This is a genomic window from Gilliamella sp. B3022, from assembly GCF_028751545.1.
GTDB lineage: Bacteria > Pseudomonadota > Gammaproteobacteria > Enterobacterales > Orbaceae > Gilliamella.
Genome location: NZ_CP071867.1, coordinates 1,256,746 through 1,275,477, shown reverse-complemented (window position 1 = coordinate 1,275,477; position 18,732 = coordinate 1,256,746). Strand labels below are relative to the sequence as shown.

Genomic DNA, 18,732 nt, shown 5'->3' with positions numbered 1-18,732 from the left:
CAGATTTTAACCGCACTACCAATTACTCCTTTCTCAATTTCAAAATGGACTGTAACATTTGCTCAAATAACTTATTTTTTGAAAGGTCTTTTTCTGCTGATGGTTCTGCTAGCAACATATCGGTTCGTTGTTCATTTATGGTATGCAGTAGGGTCATCTGCTGTCCAGTCACACCAACAACTAATAATTGATGATCGACATGAACCAAAACGATTCTTTCTTTAGGGTTTATATTATAAGTTGCTTTGACTTCAATTAATTGTTTATTAGGACTCTTCCAATTGAAGCGTTTTACTATCCATCCTAACAATAAGATCAGGACAATCACACCAATAAGCGATATCCCAATTGATGTAGCCATTTGTGTGTTTACTTTGAATTCCGGTGATATAGAAGTTAGCGAAATTGTATCTGTTGTTGACGAAGGCTGAGCCTTATTTTCGTGTTTTATATCCATTAACGACTCAACCTACGTACACGCTCTGATGGAGTGATAATATCGGTAATGCGTACGCCATAATTATCACCGACAACCACGATTTCGCCTTGGGCAATTAAATAACCATTAATTAATATATCTAAAGGTTCACCAGCAAGACCATCCAATGCAATGACCGATCCTTGAGTTAGATTCAATAAATCTTTAATTGCCATCTTAGTTCGACCAAGTTCGACACTCAAATCAATTGGAATATCTAAAATAAGATTAATATCTTGCTTTTGTTCTTCAGTTTGTTGCGGTGATAATGTTTCAAAAATAACGTCCTTAGTGGATAATTCATCACTTTTTACATCGACTTTTGGGATATCTTCACTATCTTGTTTGATATCAGTCATTTTGCATTCCCTCATTTAATTGTTCAATTACAGGATTAATAACCTGTTCAACTTGAATTGCATATTGTTTATTAACTTTACCGTAATGACCTTTTAATACTGGCACTCCACCAACAGTAACATCTAAATTTGTCGGTTTGTCGATGACTAAAATATCATTCGTTTTTAATGCTAATAGTTTAGAGACAGTCGTATGAATACGAGTAAAGTTAGCGACTAATTCGACAGTTGATTGTTTGATGCCAGAGGTTAATGAACTCATCCAGATATTATCATCTTGATAAGTTTGCTGCTCGATAGGTGGTTTTATTAATAATTCTTTGATTGGCTCAACCATGGCATAAGGAATACAAATATAAAACGTCGCTTTAAAACTACCAATTTCAATCTTAAATTTGGTGGTTAAAACTACATCATCAGGCGAAGTAGTAATATTAGTAAACTTACTTTGTATTTCAGAGCGGATATACTCAGTTTCAACTGAATATATATCTGCCCAAGCACTTTGATAAATGTTTAATGCTAACTCTAGTACTCGTTTTATGATTTGTTGCTCTGTATGAGTAAACTCACGATCTTCTGTTTCAACTTTGTTTGTATGCCCATCCCCACCAAATAAAGTATCAACCACAATAAATACTAATTCGGGTGAAAAGGAAAATAAGCAAGAGCCTCTTAAAGGATTGAGATGCACTAAATTCAAATGATATGTAGATGAAATATTAGAAAATTCTTTGAAAGTTTGTGTGCCAATTGGGGAAGCAATTACATCTGTATTACGACGTAATAGATTAAATAATCCTATTCTGAACTGACGAGCAAAACGTTCATTTATGATTTCTAATGCCGTTAAACGTTCAGGAATAAAGCTATGTTTGACCGATAAATCGTAAGGTTTAACATCGGCTTTTTTCCCTGATGGTAATGAGATAACATTAGTATCAAAAACGTTACCCTCAGTGGCAATGGAGCTTTCTGATACTGGCAAAGTATCATTGTCGGCATTAATGTCTGTTATCGGTTCACGCTTATCAGACATAACAATCACCGTATAATAAAATCAGTAAAGAGTACTTCGTCAATTTTTACTGAGTGTTTAATATCATATTGACGTGATAATGTATTTTTTATCTGCTCTTGTAATTCAAATTTACCTGATTCTTGTTTTAATTTATTAACATATTGTTTAGATAATAAAAGAAGTATATCACTTCTAACTTCAGGTAAGTATTCTAATAACGCAATTTTTTGGGCTTCATCGGCAACACGCAGTACCATACCAACATAAAGAATTTTATTAATATCACCATTATCTTCTGATGTAGGTAACGACACAGTAAACGGCTTTAAAGTTAAAAAAACTGGCGATACGATAGTTATTTCATCATGCTTTTTAGCCGTGGTTTTTGATTGATTTTGGAACCATAAATAAACAGCTGTACCTGATGCGAACAGCGTGATGAGAATAAGTATTAAGTTCAAAATATTCACTTTTTTAGGGGTAGTTGGCATATTTATTCTTATCTCAATAAAAAATTTATAACCATTAAATGGTAATAATAAGAAGAATAATAAATCAAACTCGCAGAATTGATTTGAAGAATAGGCAACAAAAATATTACCTATTTAACGTTTTCAATTTGTTTTTAAGATACTTGCTGACAATAAATCACAAATTAAATTTTAAGCAAATACACTCAATCCTGATTGAACAAAATATTTTTGGTTGTTTGACTGCTCATTAATTTTGTCTACTGTTTTTGATACAACTGCATTCGATTGGTGACGGTGATTATTTTGATGATGCATCGCTGAGTGATCACCATCACTCATCATCGAAAAATCACTGATATCGGTTTGTTGTAAGTTAAAACCTTGTTCTTGCAGCGAAGTTCGTAAAAATGGTAATGCCGATTCTAACAATCCTTTTACCATATTGTGTGCAGCCATCATATGCAGATTGATATTATCATCGGTCATAGCAAGTTTAATATGTAACGAACCTAATTCTTGAGGATGTAATTTAATTTCGGCTGTTTGTATACCTTGACGATTAAACATCATGATGTGCTGAGTTAACGATTGTTGCCATTGCACAACATCAACAGGCGTAGATAAATCCATTGTGTAAGAAGAAACAGTCGAATTAGCTGGCGTTATCAAGTTGGGGTCATGGGTTATTGATGGCAAAGATGAGATTTGATGGATAGGCACCATCACATGGTGACTTCCTAAATTCATCGTAAAATCAGTTTGAGAAGGGGTCACTTTTGACATAACATCACCAATACTGGATAAATGAGTGGATGAATTAGAAAAATAATTGCTAACGTTATGACTAATATCAGAGATTTTTCGATGAATCAGTGTTGTGTTTGCTTGACGTTTTTCTTCAAATAACGACATAAAATCATTTTGTTGCATTATCGAATTAATGACCTTCCCTTCGTTATTAATGACTTCGTGAGTTGGCTTACTGTCTAATGGATTTGCGGGTAAATTGAGCAAAAAATTGGCTTCGAATATGTCAGAATTTATGTTATTCGTTGGCAGTGAATAATGGTTAATTGGTATATTTCTGTTTTCTGTAGCGTTTATTTCTGTCGCACTGATAATAGTCCACTTTTCCTGTTCAAAATATTCAATAGCACCTGGATAACAGCCGACAGTTAACTCATCATCAACAGATTTATCATCATCTAATTCTCCATTACCCCTATCACTCAATTTCGTCGAATCTGACTTATTAGCAATGTGGCTATGCTGTTCACTTTGTAACAGCAATTGCCCAAATAAATCACCATCATTATCGATAGTATCATTAGAAACAAACTCTGATTGATGCACTGGCATTAAGTTTACATTACCAATCAAATTAATACTCACTCAATATTCTCCTTGCTAATTGCTGTTGGGCAAATTCATCGGTCAGTTTTTGTTGCAAACGATTTTGCTGTTGTAAATATTTGTTATATTGCTTATTTAATAATGTTGTATAGGTATTCAAACTTTTTTGTGATTGATTAAGCTGGTTAGTAATCTGCTTTTGTTGGATATCCAAGGTTAATAACAGTTTTTTTTGCTGTTCTATTCCTTGCTCAATAGTGGCAATAAAAGCATTAAAATTATTTAATTCATATCCTTTTATGCCACCAGATAAAGCATCATTCAATTTTTGTTGATACTCAACATAGTAATCATGTAAGACATTAAGTTGTGACTGTGCTTTACCCTTATTTTCATTTGCTTTTTTTAACCTAACTAAGTTATCGTCAACAGATTTTTGCGCTAGCTTTTTTAATGTTAAAAAGGCTAATTGTGAAGGATTTTTTTTCATTAGTACTTTCCTAACCGTTTAATGTTGGCTCACAATCGCAGCCAATTGTTGACACGCCTCTTGATATCCACAGTGTTCGTAAATACCTTGTTGCAAAAATTTCTGCATAGCTGGATATAAAGTTATTGCCTTATCTAACAAAGGATCGGTACCTGACACATAGGCGCCAACATTAATTAAATCGCGATTACGTTGAAAACTGGAAAATAGCTGTTTAAATAAACGTGATTTCTTTTCATCTTCCGGTGCGGTAAGATCGGTCATTACTCGACTAATGGATGCTTCAATATCAATAGCAGGATAATGACCTGACTCAGCAAGTGCACGTGACAAAACAATGTGCCCATCTAAAATTGCTCTGGCCGAATCAGCTATCGGATCTTGTTGATCATCACCTTCGGTTAAAACCGTATAAAAAGCAGTAATAGATCCTTTACCATGTTCATCATTGCCCGCCCTTTCTACAAGTGCTGGTAATTTTGCAAATACCGAAGGAGGATAACCTTTAGTTGCTGGAGGTTCTCCAATTGCTAAGGCAATTTCTCGTTGTGCCATAGCATAGCGAGTTAAAGAGTCCATGATTAATAACACATTAAAACCTTGATCGCGAAAACTTTCAGCAATTCTTGTTGCATAGGCAGCACCTTGCAAACGTAATAATGGTGATACATCAGCGGGGGCAGCGACCACAACAGCACGTGCTAAACCGTCTTCGCCTAAAATATTTTCGATAAAATCTTTAACTTCTCGACCTCGTTCACCAATCAAGCCTACCACAATAATATCTGCTTGTGTATAACGAGCCATCATACCGAGTAAAACACTTTTACCAACGCCCGAACCAGCAAATAACCCCATTCGTTGTCCTTGTCCGACCGTTAATAACGCATTGATGGCTCTTACACCAACATCAAGAACCTGATGAATGGGAGTGCGATTGAGTGGGTTGAGTGTTTTATTAACCAAACCAGCATTTTCAATATTTTCTGGTAATGGCTTACCATCTAAAGGTTTACCCATGGCATCAACCACTCGACCTAATAACGCCATACCTACCGGTAATAATTTATGGCTAAAATGAGCTAAATCATACTGTGAGGTATAAACACGAGCGCCTAATAAAATGCCATCGGTTGCCTCAAATGGCATCAAAAACAACGTCTGACCATTGAATCCAACCACTTCACACTCAACTGCATCAAGTTGACCATGAGATTGTCGTTCAACAAAACAGTTTGAACCCAATGGTAATTTCAATCCCACAGCTTCAAGTACTAATCCCGATGCCTTAACTAACCGTCCATATTGGCGTATTAAGGACAAGGATTGAAGTTGCTGTGTAGCTTGGCTAATTTTATTGATCCATTGGGATGAGTATGTCATGTTAATGCTCACCTATCATGTAAAAAATCAGACATAATTTGCCACTGGTCCGTAACATTAGTATCAATTTCATTGGTTTCTGTAAAAATTTTACAGCCACCACTTTCAATATTGGGATCCGCAATAAGCTGCCAATGATATTGCTTAATCTCTTCATTGATTATTGGCTCTAACCACAGCAAATCATCAGGGTTAAAATGCACAGAAATCGGTTCTGATAACATTGAACATTGCTCAATAAGCCTCTGCACAGTAAAAACCAACTGCTTTTGTTTGACCTTAGAAAGTGTGCCAACGGTTTTTTGTGCAGCTAGCAATGCTAAATCAACTAATTTAGGTACTATCAATTCATCTATTTCACTAATTGACTGCTGAAAATTTTGGATTAGATCAGCTATGCTCTCAACAGCTTTTAACTTCTCATCACTCAGTTGCTGCTCTATCTTTTGACGTCCTTCTTGCTGTCCTAAAGCAAATCCCTGCTCATAGCCCGACTGTTTACCGACATCAAAACCTTCAGTTTGACCTAAAGAAAACCCTTCTTGATAAGCTTGTGCTTTAACCTCTTGCTTTAACTGATCAAGTATTTCTTGATCAATATCCGGTTCTTCATTTGATTCAATTAACTCTACCTCTTGTTCAGGCTGGCAAATATCACTTTCTTGTGTACTGCTGTTGGTACTTAATTGTGGTAATCTTGCCGAAGTTAAATCCTGAAAACTAAGTGGTTTCCAGTTTAATCTACTGAGTTGATTATACATACTCATCATCACCACTACTTAAGATCACCTCACCACTTTCGGCTAAGCGACGCGCAATAACCAAAATTTTCTTCTGTTCAGTTTCAACTTGTGATAAGCGCACTGGCGGTCTATTTTCCAGATCTTCACGTAAAATAGAGGCGGCACGTTGTGACATATTACTTAACAACTTATCACGTAATGTGCTTGAGGCACCTTTCAAGGCGATAATTAATGTTTCATTATCAACATCTTTAAGTAGACGTTGGATACTTCTGTCATCGACTTCAACCAGATTTTCAAATAAGAACATTTCATCAATAATTTTTTGAGCAAGTTCGTTGTCATAATCACGCAACGCACTAATAACAAGCTCTTCTTGCTGAGATTTCATTAAGTTAATGATTTCAGCAGCAGTACGAATGCCACCCATATTATTAAGTTTAAGATTTTGTCCATGTAATAATGTTGATAATGATGTCGATAAAACTTGTAATGCTGATGGTTCAACGCCTCCAAATGTTGCAATACGTAACATAACATCATTACGTAATTCATCATCAAAAAGATTTAAAATGTCAGCAGCCAAATCCCGATTCAAATGAATTAAAATAGTAGCAATAATTTGTGGGTGTTCTTTTTTAACCAGATCAACTGCCCTTGCAGCATCAACAAAGTTAAGCATTTCAAGACCATCGGTGGCTTCTTCGCGATCCGTTTCTAATAACTCATCAAGTAAACGTTCAGTTTTTTCGCTACCAATAGATTTTTCGAGAACTGAACGTAAATAACTATCTGTATCGGAAGTTAAAACAGCACAATTTTCAAGTGTAAATTGACATTCATTAAGGACATTTTTTAATTGCTCTTGCGAAAGCTGTGGTAATGACATCATCGCACTACTGATGTGCTGCACCTCTTTAGAACTAAGATATTGCATCACCTTTGCAGCAAGATTTTCACCCAATATCATCAATACTGTGGCGGCTTTTTGAGATTCACTTAAATTCATTATTCTGTGTCCTCCTTATTAATCCAACCACGAATAATTAAGGCCATTACCCGAGGGTCTTTCTCGACAATTTTGCGAATATATTGTTGTTGCTGCATATTATCTTCAAATATTTTCTGCTGCTGCTTACTGTGTGCTTTATAATCTAATTTCTCATCCAGCGTGATTTGAGAATCAGCCGTTTTATTATTAACACTCAAGTACTGTCGTTGTAGTTTTAGCCATACTGAACGCAATGCTTTTCGCCAAATAATCCAAATGATGAAAATATAGATTAAATATTTACCGCCTGTTTTAATAGAATCGTAAAATTCAGGCGTTTTCCAAAACGCGATACCACTATTGTCATCAAATTCTTGATCGGTAAATTTCAAATTGGCAACAGTCAAACTGTCGCCGCGTAATTGAGAAAACCCCATAGCTTGACGAGCTAATAATTCGATATTAGTTAATTCATTACTATCCAGTTTTACCCATTGTTCCGTTGGAAGTAACGACTTATTTTCACCATCACTTTCATCTGCTTCATTATTTTCTAATGCATTGGTCACAAACTTATAGTTAACTAGCACCGCGACAGATAAGCGTTTAATACGCCCCTCCGGTATCTTGCTGTGTACAACTTGCCGATTAACTTCATAATTTAAAGTATTATTAGATTGCCAGTTGCTCGGCTGCTGTTTATCAGCAATGTTTGTGTCTTCATTCTTTTCATCAATAGGTGCACTCGATGTAGGTACAGGTTGATTGGATAAAGCTCCTGGCACACCACCTATTCCATAACTTTTAATCAATTGCCGATTTTCCGTTAACTGCTTACTGCGAATAGTTTGTTTAGCAATATCACTATTAGGATCATAAATTTCTGAAGTTGATTCTTGTCGACTAAAATCAACCTCAGCATTAACTTGTACCCGAACATTATGTTTACCCAAAATAGGAATAATAATTTTTTCAACTCGTTCACGAACGCTGTTTTCGATGCGCTCACTAAATTCTAATTGCGCCACATTGGCGTTTCGGTCACGATAATTTTCACCCGTTAATAGGTGACCGTGTTGATCAATAATCGTTACTTTATCCGACTGTAATTCTGGTACGCTACTCGAAATTAAATGGATAATGGCATCAATTTGACCTTGTGACAAACTGCGGCCAGGTAATAACGTTAATGCCACCGATGCGGAAGGAAATTTTCTTTCTCTGACAAATAAGGATGGTTTAGGCATCGCCAGATGCACTCTAGCATCATCAATACTACTGATAATCGAGATTGTTCTGGATAGTTCGCCCTCCAAAGCACGTTGGTAATTGATTTGCTCGTTGAATTGACTCATACCAAAACTTTCTTTATCAAGCAATTCAAAACCTACAGCGCCACCTTTAGGCAGTCCTTGTTGTGCAATACGCAAACGCGTATCATAAACTTTATCTTCAGGAATTAAGATAGTAGAGCCGGACGATGAAAATTTATAAGGGATATTCATCTTATCGAGTTGGCTGATAATCTCGCCACCATCTTTATCATTTAAATTACTAAATAAAACACTATAAGAGTCATCTTTAGCCCATAAATAGATAATACTGATAATAGCAATAGCAATAACAGCTGCAATTGACCATGCCATTTTGGCATTTTGTTTTATTTGATTTATAAAAGGTAACTTATTTAATATTGATTCGCCTTTACCATCGACTGTTTGGCTAGCCATAAATATCCTAATGCTAAACTGATTAGATAAATTCTATGGTCTATTATCTTTGTATTAATAAAAATCAATAGCTAAAAAAACACAGCATTTGTCCCTTACTTACGCCATTTAGTTTTTACTTTGTATGATAAATTGCACCTTAAAGTAATAAAATAAAACCAATAACCAAACCTTTATGACAACCATCAATACATTAAATACAAACGAACTTATGCATTTAAATGCATCATATGCAACAAAGCCTCAATTAACAACTGAGAATAATTTTATTGATGAGCTCAAAACCGCATTAGATAATATTAGCCAATTGCAAATAAAAGCCAGTAATTCTGCAAAAGCTTTTGAAATGGGAGAACCGAATGTTTCTCTAAATGAAGTAATGGTTAATATGCAAAAATCGGCGGTTTCATTGCAATTTGGCATTCAAGTTCGGAATAAATTCGTTTCAGCATATCAAGAAATCATGAATATGAATGTTTAACTAATTGATAACGATGCAATTCTAAATTTGTCCTCAATGACAGTCTATCCTTTATAATAAATTGTTAGACTAAGGTAACTATGCCCAGTTTCCCAGCAACTTTTTCTAATAAAAAAGTGAATAAACAATTTATTAGCTTGTTAAAACAGTTAAATAACCTGTTTCAACACTCGTTATTTAACTGATTGTGTTATAACTTGCTTATCAGCAAATCTAATTTAAAAGCATTAAATTACCAACTTATACCAAATTAGCAACGTTTTGATAGCTGTTTATCTTTGTTTGATAATCAACTTGTTTACCAATAAGCTGGCTTAGCTCACTCCGCCGTGCTTGAATTAATTGGGTTAATTGCTGATGATAGCTAATTATATTGTTGAAATACATTTTAATAATATCTTGATATTGTAAAGGCATTTTTTTAATAACAGTAAACCCCTCAGAGAGTTTAAGTTCCTGCGTTAATTGGTGATATTTTGGTTGCCAACGAATTAAAGATTCCCAATCTTCTTTTTGAGTATCAATTAGCATTTGTTCAACAACATAATTAAGTTGTTCATATTGTTCTAATAAAAAATCAGTATTCACAGCATTCGTCCTCTAAGCTATCTCTCGCCAAGCTTGTGCAATATTATCAAGCAAATCAAAACAGGTTTGCAGTTTTTCCTTATCATTATGTAAGTTAGCTAAAACCAATTGCTGGCTAATGTAGTGATACAGCTGGTCTAAGTTTTCTGCAATTTCACCACCTTGCTCTAAATCAAGGCAACTTTTCAGTCCATTATCAATGATATTAATCGCTTTTGAGATTGCTTTTCCTTTACCGGCAATATCACCTTTTTGTATGTATAAATCAGCGAGTCGAATGGCATTAAGAGCTCCATCAAATAACAAAACAATAAGCTGATGTGGTGATGCCTGACTGACACTGGTTTCTAAATTAACTTGCCTATACGCTTGAGATCCCATTTTATACATTGTTATCCCTTATTTTTTTAAATTAGCCATCATTTCAAATTGGGTGGTTAAATAGTTGCTCATACCATTTAATTCATTGATCAAGATATCCAATTTGGTAAATTGCGTTCGATATCGCTCAATGGTTTGGTCAATGGAATTACTGACTTGGTCATAGCGTTTATCTAATGATTTTAACGTTGAATTTAAACCGTTAGTTGCAGTATCAATCATGCCATCACTATCAATAAAGCTATTGACTTTGGTAAACACTTCGTTAGCAATGCCTGTCGTTTCACCATCACCAGTAAATAGCATGGCGACTGCTTCACTGTTTTCTTTGAGGGCTTTTTCTAATTCATTTTCTTTAATTACCAGTTTGCCATTGCTGTCCATATTGATACCAATTTGTGACAATACCGATAATTCGCCTTCTTGACCTTTCGAAAAGATAGAGCGAATGCTCTGATCAATATTACGCAGTGTTGAATCTCCAATCAGTGGTCCATTATTACTATTTAATTCATCTGAGTTGGCATCACTAGCGGTGAATTGAGTTAAAGTTGATATCATTGATTGCAATTGATTAAATGCGTCCACCCACTCTTTAAGTGCTTCTTGACTTTTTTCATTATCGGCACCGATAGTTAAATTTTGTGATGTGGTTGTTACAGCTTTTAAAGTAATATCAACACCAGGAATAACATCTTTAACCGTGTTTGATTCACTATTGATTGTAATACCATTGAAACTAAATTTAGCATCTTGCGCTTTAGCCACTTCACTCATTGCCGATGATTCTGCTTGATGAATATCAAAACCAATAAATGAATTAAGCTTTTCATCATCAGATGAAATTGAAGTAATGGTTTGTTGCTCACCGGTTTCTTTTGATGTAATAACCAGCTGATAATTATCGGTTCCTGAACGCACAATTGTTGCATTGACGGTTGACTCACTGGTTGAACCATCTTCATTAACCACCTTCGCTTGATTAATCGCATTGGCAATCGACTCTAAAGACGTCTCATCTTTGGATAAAGTAACATTTAACTTTTGCCCATTGGCTTGTTCAATAGTGACGGTTCGAGTTTCATTATCGTTGCCTAACACTGCTTTTTTATCGTTTACCGCGTTGGTTGCAAGGCTGTGTGCATTAGCAAGCTGTTCCACACTAACGGCATAATTACCCAGTTGAGCATTACTTCTTACATTAGTCGTAAAATAATTATCATGACCTAATACTGTACGAGCATGAAAGAGTTCTTTTTTTTGCAGTTTTGCTGTCGCACTATTAAATGTGGATAAGGCACTTTTTAACTTACCAAAACCACTTATTTTATTATTTATTGCTTTTTGCTGAGCTTTTATTGGGGTAAGACGATTTTTTTCAACGGCTTCTAATTGATCTAATACTTCATTTAAATCAATACCAGAACCAATACCTAAAATACTCATTGCCATGATTGATTATCCTAATATAAATTCTTTCATATCTTGTTTTATCGGCCGATGTAACAAAAAGTTTAGTATTGATAATCAATTCATAGATTAAAAGTGAAAATCTGAGGTTATTTAATACAGTAGGATATATTTTGTGGAAATAATATTGATATAACCAATTGAAATATAAACATAATGTTGTATATTTTTTAAATAATTTTTTTTAAAACCAATATTCGTGGAAAAAATACTAAAGTTTCTTTTTTTAAAACCGATAACTAAATCATCAGCAAACGTTTTGAATTATTTTTCAATTTCGTGTTGATGAAACTTATCATATTAAAGGAGATAAAAATGGCACAAGTAATTAATACTAATACTATGTCTTTAATGGCAAGAAACAATCTTAATCATTCTCAAAGCGTTCTTGGAACAGCAATTGAACGTTTATCATCAGGTATGCGTATCAACAGTGCTAAAGATGATGCAGCAGGTCAAGCAATTGCCAATCGTTTTTCTTCAAGTATTCGAGGTTTAACTCAAGCAGCACGTAATGCAAATGATGGTATTTCAATTGCACAAACTACTGAAGGTGCATTGAACGAAATCAACAATAACGTACAACGTATTCGTGAGTTAACTGTTCAAGCGGCTAACGGCACTAACTCTGAAAGCGATCTTGTATCAATTCAAAACGAAATCGATCAACGTTTACAAGAGATCGACCGTGTATCAGCACAAACTGATTTTAATGGAACAAAAGTATTATCAGAAGATAAAGTTCTTAACATTCAAGTAGGTGCAAATGATGGTGAAGTCATTACTATCAACTTAAAACAAATTGATAGCAAAAAATTAGGTTTAGATGCTTTCAATGTATCAGATACTCCAACAGCAACTCCATTAAAAACCATTGATGCGGCATTATCAAAAATTGATGAATTACGTGGTGAGCTTGGTGCGGTACAAAATCGTTTTGAGTCAACGGTAACTAATATCAACAATACTGTAAATAATCTAAGTTCAGCGCGTAGCCGTATTGAAGATGCAGATTATGCAGAAGAAGTATCTAATATGACTCGTGGTCAAATCTTACAACAAGCAGGTACTTCAGTTTTAGCACAAGCAAATCAAGTACCTCAATCAGTACTTTCTTTATTACAATAAGGTATACAATTAGAATTCATGGTCACTCTAATTTGTACTATAGCAATAATGGTATTTTTTAATACCATTATTGCTAATAAGGTTAATTACCAATTTTTTTTATCTTATTCTAGCCATTAACTTAATCAATTATCGTCATAATACTTATTAGCATTTTTTTACATTGGTTCAAAAAATGAGTGATAGCCTGTATAACTCTCAAGGTATAGTGAATCAAATTGATTGGCAACAATATATCTATTTAGTTCGTAATGAAGCACTTAAATTAGCGGTTCGTTTGCCAACAACTATCGAACTTGATGACTTATTACAAGTCGGTTATATCGGTTTGTTAGAAACCATAAAACGGTATGATGCTTCCCAAGGTTATTCTTTTACCACATTTGCTGTTCCTCGAATAAAAGGTGCTATGCTAGATGAACTGCGTAGTCGAGATTGGTTGCCGAGACAAACGCGGAAAAAAATTAAAGAAGTGACAAATGCAATAAATGAGTTAGAAAAAAAACTAGGCGTCACTCCCAATGATCACCAAATAGCGGCATATTTGCAATTATCCCTGACTGAATATCGCAAAGTATTATTAGATACAAATTACAGTCAGATATTGTCCTATGATGAAATACAAAAAAAATCAGGCGATAATTTTGATGCATTAATTGAATCAGGTACGGACAATAATCCCTTTTCATCAATTATTAGTGATGAAATTCGCCATATTATTATTCAACAAATTGATAAATTACCAGAAAAAGAAAAAATGGTTTTAGCACTTTATTACCAAGAAGAATTGAATTTAAAAGAGATTGGTAACGTGATGAATATTAGCGAATCTCGAGTTAGCCAGTTACATAGTCAAGCAATTAAACGAATACAAAGTAAAATTACCTTATAACAAAACAGAATTAAAACAGTAAAACACAAAAAAATAAATTGAAAATAAATTGAAATGATTTTTTTATTGACCTTTTCCATTTAAAAATGTAATTTTAAGTACAAAAAAATTATTTTTGTTTTATTTTATTAATTATTCGTTTTTTTATACGAACATAAATGGATATGAATGGGTGATTAAATTGGGAAATATACTCGATGACGATATTTTGAAATGTATACATCATTTGAATCTTTCAACACTCTTGTTAAGTCAAAAGATGCTTGAAAAAGATAAAGTGATGGCAATGTATCGACTAGGCATTGATGAAGAAACAGCCGACATACTTAGCAGTTTAAATACTTCACAAATGTTGGTTTTATCAGAAACGAATCAATTAACATTTCAATTGCGATTTGAAAACGCAGAAATGATGAAAAAACTCACAGAAGATTCCCGCATAAGTGATATAAAACAAATGCATACGGGTATACTTTTATCAAGTTTACTTTTGGATTCATTAAATAAGTAGCGAAAAGGAATCAGGATGAAGTGTTCAAGTATCATTCAAAAATATAAGGAAGTTCAATTAGCTACCCGATTAATTTCACTTGGCGCAAGAATTCAAATGCTAGAAAGTGAAACGAATTTAAGTCGAGGTAAACTAATAAAACTGTATAAAGAGATTCAAGGTTGCCCTCCACCCAAAGGCTTATTACCATTCTCCACCACGTGGTTTATGACGTGGGAACCCAATATTCATTCTAGTATATTTTACAATGCTTACCATTTTTTGGTGAAACATGGCACAAAGCCTGGTATACAAACGATTTTAAAAGCCTATCAACTTTATTTAGAGCAATGTTCATTCTCACATGAACACGAGCCCATTTTAGGAATAACCCGTGCTTGGATCTTAGTAAAATTTGTTGAAAGTAATATCATGCAACAATCATGTTGTAAAGAATGTCATGGACGATTTATTACGCATGCTTATCAGCCATACAACAGTTTTATTTGCAGTTTATGTCAGCCACCATCAAGGGCAGAAAAAAATAATAAAACACCGAAAGAAAACCATGCAAAGTGTTTACAGGTACTATCAGTACCAAACAATTTTCATTCAGCAATTGCTAAAAAAATGACAGTTTAAAATCAGTATTAGAAACATTAATTATGGAGAAAAAGGAAAACCAATGTTAATAATTATAGGATATATTGTTGTTATCGCTTCTGCTTTAGTTGGTTATGTGCTAAGTGGAGGGTATTTAGCAGTACTTTTTCAACCATTAGAATTTCTGATTATTGGTGGAACAGCAATAGGGGCTTTTATTGTCAGTAATGAAAAGAAAGTAATAAAAGCGACACTTAAAGCATTAGGCCAATTATTTAAATCATCCAAATATAATAAAACACTTTATCTAACACTGATTAATTTAATGTACACCATTCTTACTAAAATTCGACAAAATGGTACATTATCCATTGAATCTGATATTGATAATCCAAAAGAGAGCGAGTTATTCAAAAAGTATCCAATTATTTTAGCCAATCCTCAAATCTGTGATTTTATCACTGATTATTTGCGATTAATGATCAGTGGCAATATGGATGCATTTGAAATTGAAGCGCTGATGAATGAAGAGATCGAGACTTATACTCACGAATTAGAAAAACCGGCTGATGCAATTTCCAGTGTTGGGGATGGATTACCAGCTTTTGGTATTGTGGCAGCCGTTATGGGTGTCATTAATACTTTAGCACAAGCGGACAGACCAGCGAGTGAGTTGGGTGAACTTATTGCGCATGCCATGGTAGGAACTTTTTTAGGTATTTTATTGGCTTACGGATTTGTTTCCCCATTAGCCGCATTATTAAAGCAAAGAAACACCGGTGTGATCAAAACACTAGAGTGTACCAAAGTAATACTCATTGCTAGTATGCACGATTATGCCCCACAAATTTGTATTGAATTTGGGAGAAAAACGTTATTTTCTCATGAAAGACCATCCTTTTTTGAATTAGAAAAATACATACAAGATGTAAAAGATAAAAATGCCAACTCAAATGAAAATAACGAATAATGAAAGACAAATCTGTAAGAATAATCACTAAAAAAAAATCAGGGCATGGTGGCAGTCACCATGGTGGTTCGTGGAAAATCGCTTATGCTGACTTCATGACAGCGATGATGGCACTTTTTTTGGTTATGTGGTTAATTTCCAAATCGAGTCCACAAGAATTACAAGGTATCGCAGAATACTTTAGAACACCGATTATTTTGGGGCAAAATGGCGGTAAAAACCTAAGTGACAGTGAAAGCCCCATTCCAGGTGGTGGTGATGATGTTAGTAAAAAATTAGGCGAAGAAAAAAATACATTTTTAAGCCAAAACCTGACAGAATCAGAATCCAAACAAGTTGAAAAATTACAGCTGATAAAAGTAGCTCAAAAAATCTATGAAGTCTTCCAAATTGATCCTAGATTAAAAAAATTAGCCGCCAATTTGATCATTGAATTGACCGAAATGGGATTACGGATACAAATTCTGGCAACGGATGATAATCCCATGTTTGAAGTAGGAAGCGCCGTAATTCGTTCTGATATGCAAGATATTTTGCATGCGCTTGCGCCAATTTTAAATTCTTTGCCAAACAAAATGACTTTATCAGGTCACACTGATGAGCGTCAGTATATAACCGGTGATCGAGGGTACAGTAACTGGGAGTTATCTGCTGATAGAGCAAATTCATCAAGAAGAGAACTTATTGCTGGCGGATTAGATTCTGGCAAGATTATTCGCATTATTGCTCTTGCTGATACGGTAAGTCTCAATAATCAAAATTACAGCAAAGATGCCAATCGTCGAATTAGTATTTTGATTTTGAATAAGTCAGCACAACAATATATTGAAGATGAAAATACGATGACGGGAATCGATTTTTTAAAACAAGCACAACCAATTAAATCAGAGTAATGCCAATAAAAATAATTTGATTGAGTACGCTAAAAAATGAAAATTAGAAAAAATCCAATTTTATCTAAAAAAAACTAAAGTTTTACGATTTTAGTCCGATATAAAAGATAACCCTAGGGGTGGTAGTTTGGTTATTAACGGAAATTATATTTAGGAGCTATTATGTCAAATTCATTGATGAACACAGGTATTAGTGGATTAAATGCAGCACAAAATATGCTTAATGTGATAAGTAATAACATTAGTAATGCACATACCGTTGGTTATAATCGCCAACAGCAAATTTTGCGTCAGGCAAATGGTACTAAATATAATTATGGATTTGTTGGTAATGGCGTATCGGTTTCATCCGTTAATCGAGCATACAATAGTTTTGTAGTAGGACAGTTACGTCAAGCGCAATCACAAAATGGTTCGATAAAAGCTTACTACAATGAATTATCAAAAATCGATAATTTATTGGCTGAGAACGAAAACAGTATTTCTTCACAATTAAATAATTTATTTACTAGTTTAAATAAGCTCTCCTCTGATGCGGGCAATGCTGCATCCAAACAGACAGTCATTAATGATCTTAGCTCGTTAGTTAGTCAATTCAATAAAACAGAATTAAATTTAAAAAATCAGATTGCCAATATCAATACTGAAATCGTTAATAATGTTGATACGATTAACTCATACACTAAACAAATTGCCGATCTTAATCAAAAAATCGCAAGATTACAGGCAGTGAGCGGTGGTCATGAACCCAATGCACTACTCGATGAGCGAGATCAATTGGTGAATGAGTTAAGTGAAATGATCGGAATAACGGTTACAGAACAAAATGGAGAATATAATATTTCGCTCCCTAATGGGCTAAGTTTAGTGCAAGGGTCATCGGCAACGCAATTATCTGTGCAACCATCTAAGGATGATCCTGCATTAAATACCATTATCTACACACATAATTCTGGTGCAACTCAAGAACTGACAGGCCAAAATATTGCATCAGGTCGATTAAATGGATTATTAGCTTTTCGTGATGGACAACTCGTTGAAGCACGTAATCAGCTAGGTTTAATTGCATTAAACCTAGCTGAGCGCTTTAATGAAGTGCATATGTCGGGTGTAGATATTAATGGCGATGCTGGTGAAAAATTGTTTGACTATCAGTCTCCTAGTAGTATTGCTAGCACCAAAAATCAAGGCAATGCTACGGCTAAAATTAATTACAACTCAGTGACAGATATAAAAGCGTCTGATTATAAAATTGAGTTCAATGGTCGTGATTGGGTAGTAACCAGATTATCTGATAATAAGCAAATTACCCCACAATTTGAAGATGGTAAATTATTGTTTGATGGATTATCTATTGAAATAAATGGCAATCCAGTAGCAGGTGATAGCTTTTTACTCAAACCTGTTGCAGATGTTGCATCATCATTACAATTATTAGTGAAAGATGTGAATAAATTCGCAACAGGTATAAACGATGATGAAAATGGTAATGGTGACAACCGTAATGTTGCTAAAATGCTTGAGATTCAAAATGAAAAATTAATTAATGGTACAAAAACTTTAAAAAGTGCTTATAACGCGTTGATAAGTTATGTGGGAAGTGAAACACAAACTGCTAAAATTTCAGCACAATCCAGTAAGAATATTACCCAAGAAATTTATGAGCAAAATCAATCAATCTCGGGCGTGAATATTGAAGAAGAATACATTTCTATGCAAGTTTATATGCAGTATTATCAAGCTAATGCAAAGATTATTGATGCGGCAACTACAATATTTGATACCATTTTAGGTTTGGCTAAATGATAAAAGGAT

The 18,732-nt window shown here is 34.2% G+C and carries 21 protein-coding genes; 8 read left to right on the top strand and 13 right to left on the bottom strand.

All coding sequences use genetic code 11. The features are described from left to right. Positions 1–22 precede the first annotated feature (22 nt). The 10 genes from fliO to fliF all read right to left on the bottom strand — a co-directional run bounded on the left by fliO (position 23) and on the right by fliF (position 9,021). The gene (gene fliO / locus J4T76_RS05795; RefSeq protein ID WP_274460540.1) at positions 23–361 is read right to left on the bottom strand and encodes a flagellar biosynthetic protein FliO; all 339 of its coding nucleotides are present in this window, start codon (positions 359–361) and stop codon (positions 23–25) included. A 95-nt stretch (positions 362–456) separates the two neighbouring features. Beyond that, positions 457–837 carry a flagellar motor switch protein FliN gene (fliN, locus tag J4T76_RS05790; protein ID WP_416380268.1) on the bottom strand — a complete coding sequence of 127 codons (381 nt, stop codon included), beginning with the start codon at positions 835–837 and terminating at the stop codon, positions 457–459. Further along, positions 830–1,876 carry a flagellar motor switch protein FliM gene (gene fliM / locus J4T76_RS05785; protein WP_267342007.1) on the bottom strand — a complete coding sequence of 349 codons (1,047 nt, stop codon included), beginning with the start codon at positions 1,874–1,876 and terminating at the stop codon, positions 830–832. Before fliM ends, fliN begins: the two co-directional genes overlap by 8 nt. Positions 1,877–1,881: 5 nt before the next feature. Beyond that, positions 1,882–2,349 (bottom strand): flagellar basal body-associated FliL family protein, encoded by a 468-nt coding sequence (locus J4T76_RS05780; RefSeq protein ID WP_267342005.1) that lies wholly within the window; start codon positions 2,347–2,349, stop codon positions 1,882–1,884. A 171-nt stretch (positions 2,350–2,520) separates the two neighbouring features. Further along, complete coding sequence (locus J4T76_RS05775; RefSeq protein WP_267356232.1) at positions 2,521–3,723, bottom strand: flagellar hook-length control protein FliK; 1,203 nt, start codon at positions 3,721–3,723, stop codon at positions 2,521–2,523. Then, complete coding sequence (fliJ, locus tag J4T76_RS05770; protein ID WP_267342003.1) at positions 3,713–4,174, bottom strand: flagellar export protein FliJ; 462 nt, start codon at positions 4,172–4,174, stop codon at positions 3,713–3,715. The genes J4T76_RS05775 and fliJ overlap by 11 nt, the downstream gene beginning before the upstream one ends. Positions 4,175–4,192: 18 nt before the next feature. Then, a complete protein-coding gene (gene fliI / locus J4T76_RS05765; protein ID WP_267346310.1) occupies positions 4,193–5,557 on the bottom strand; it encodes a flagellar protein export ATPase FliI in 1,365 nt (454 codons plus the stop codon). An 8-nt stretch (positions 5,558–5,565) separates the two neighbouring features. Then, entirely contained in the window at positions 5,566–6,318 is a 753-nt protein-coding gene (locus tag J4T76_RS05760; protein ID WP_267346309.1) for a flagellar assembly protein FliH, read from the bottom strand. Next, positions 6,311–7,309, bottom strand: a complete 999-nt coding sequence (fliG, locus tag J4T76_RS05755) for a flagellar motor switch protein FliG (RefSeq protein WP_267342000.1) — start codon at positions 7,307–7,309, stop codon at positions 6,311–6,313. The genes J4T76_RS05760 and fliG overlap by 8 nt, the downstream gene beginning before the upstream one ends. Further along, a complete protein-coding gene (fliF, locus tag J4T76_RS05750; protein ID WP_267341999.1) occupies positions 7,309–9,021 on the bottom strand; it encodes a flagellar basal-body MS-ring/collar protein FliF in 1,713 nt (570 codons plus the stop codon). Before fliF ends, fliG begins: the two co-directional genes overlap by 1 nt. Before the next feature lie 175 nt (positions 9,022–9,196). On the opposite strand from fliF, the gene fliE reads away from it, so the two are divergent. Further along, positions 9,197–9,502, top strand: coding sequence for a flagellar hook-basal body complex protein FliE (gene fliE / locus J4T76_RS05745; RefSeq protein WP_267356230.1), 306 nt, complete (start codon positions 9,197–9,199; stop codon positions 9,500–9,502). Positions 9,503–9,742: 240 nt separating this feature from the next. Here fliE and fliT read toward each other — a convergent pair whose 3' ends face one another. From fliT to fliD, 3 genes are read right to left on the bottom strand one after another with little or no spacing between them, the layout of a single operon-like run. After that, on the bottom strand, positions 9,743–10,090 hold the full coding sequence (gene fliT / locus J4T76_RS05740; protein ID WP_267341997.1) for a flagellar protein FliT: 348 nt from the start codon (positions 10,088–10,090) through the stop codon (positions 9,743–9,745). Positions 10,091–10,102: 12 nt separating this feature from the next. Beyond that, positions 10,103–10,480: a flagellar export chaperone FliS gene (gene fliS / locus J4T76_RS05735; protein ID WP_267341996.1), complete on the bottom strand. Its 378-nt coding sequence runs from the start codon at positions 10,478–10,480 to the stop codon at positions 10,103–10,105. A 9-nt stretch (positions 10,481–10,489) separates the two neighbouring features. Continuing rightward, on the bottom strand, positions 10,490–11,923 hold the full coding sequence (fliD, locus tag J4T76_RS05730) for a flagellar filament capping protein FliD (protein WP_267346305.1): 1,434 nt from the start codon (positions 11,921–11,923) through the stop codon (positions 10,490–10,492). 333 nt (positions 11,924–12,256) lie between these two features. Between fliD and J4T76_RS05725 the strand changes: the two genes are divergently transcribed. From J4T76_RS05725 to flgK, 7 genes are all read left to right on the top strand, one after another. Next, positions 12,257–13,069, top strand: coding sequence for a flagellin N-terminal helical domain-containing protein (locus tag J4T76_RS05725; RefSeq protein ID WP_267341994.1), 813 nt, complete (start codon positions 12,257–12,259; stop codon positions 13,067–13,069). A gap of 175 nt (positions 13,070–13,244) precedes the next feature. Continuing rightward, on the top strand, positions 13,245–13,961 hold the full coding sequence (locus J4T76_RS05720; RefSeq protein WP_267341993.1) for an RNA polymerase sigma factor FliA: 717 nt from the start codon (positions 13,245–13,247) through the stop codon (positions 13,959–13,961). 190 nt (positions 13,962–14,151) lie between these two features. Next, on the top strand, positions 14,152–14,472 hold the full coding sequence (flhD, locus tag J4T76_RS05715) for a flagellar transcriptional regulator FlhD (RefSeq protein ID WP_086271528.1): 321 nt from the start codon (positions 14,152–14,154) through the stop codon (positions 14,470–14,472). A 15-nt stretch (positions 14,473–14,487) separates the two neighbouring features. Further along, entirely contained in the window at positions 14,488–15,093 is a 606-nt protein-coding gene (flhC, locus tag J4T76_RS05710) for a flagellar transcriptional regulator FlhC (protein ID WP_267341990.1), read from the top strand. A gap of 43 nt (positions 15,094–15,136) precedes the next feature. Beyond that, entirely contained in the window at positions 15,137–16,024 is an 888-nt protein-coding gene (gene motA / locus J4T76_RS05705; protein ID WP_267341989.1) for a flagellar motor stator protein MotA, read from the top strand. Beyond that, complete coding sequence (motB, locus tag J4T76_RS05700; RefSeq protein ID WP_267341988.1) at positions 16,024–16,917, top strand: flagellar motor protein MotB; 894 nt, start codon at positions 16,024–16,026, stop codon at positions 16,915–16,917. The genes motA and motB overlap by 1 nt, the downstream gene beginning before the upstream one ends. A 162-nt stretch (positions 16,918–17,079) precedes the next feature. Further along, complete coding sequence (gene flgK, locus J4T76_RS05695; protein ID WP_267341987.1) at positions 17,080–18,723, top strand: flagellar hook-associated protein FlgK; 1,644 nt, start codon at positions 17,080–17,082, stop codon at positions 18,721–18,723. Positions 18,724–18,732 lie beyond the last annotated feature (9 nt).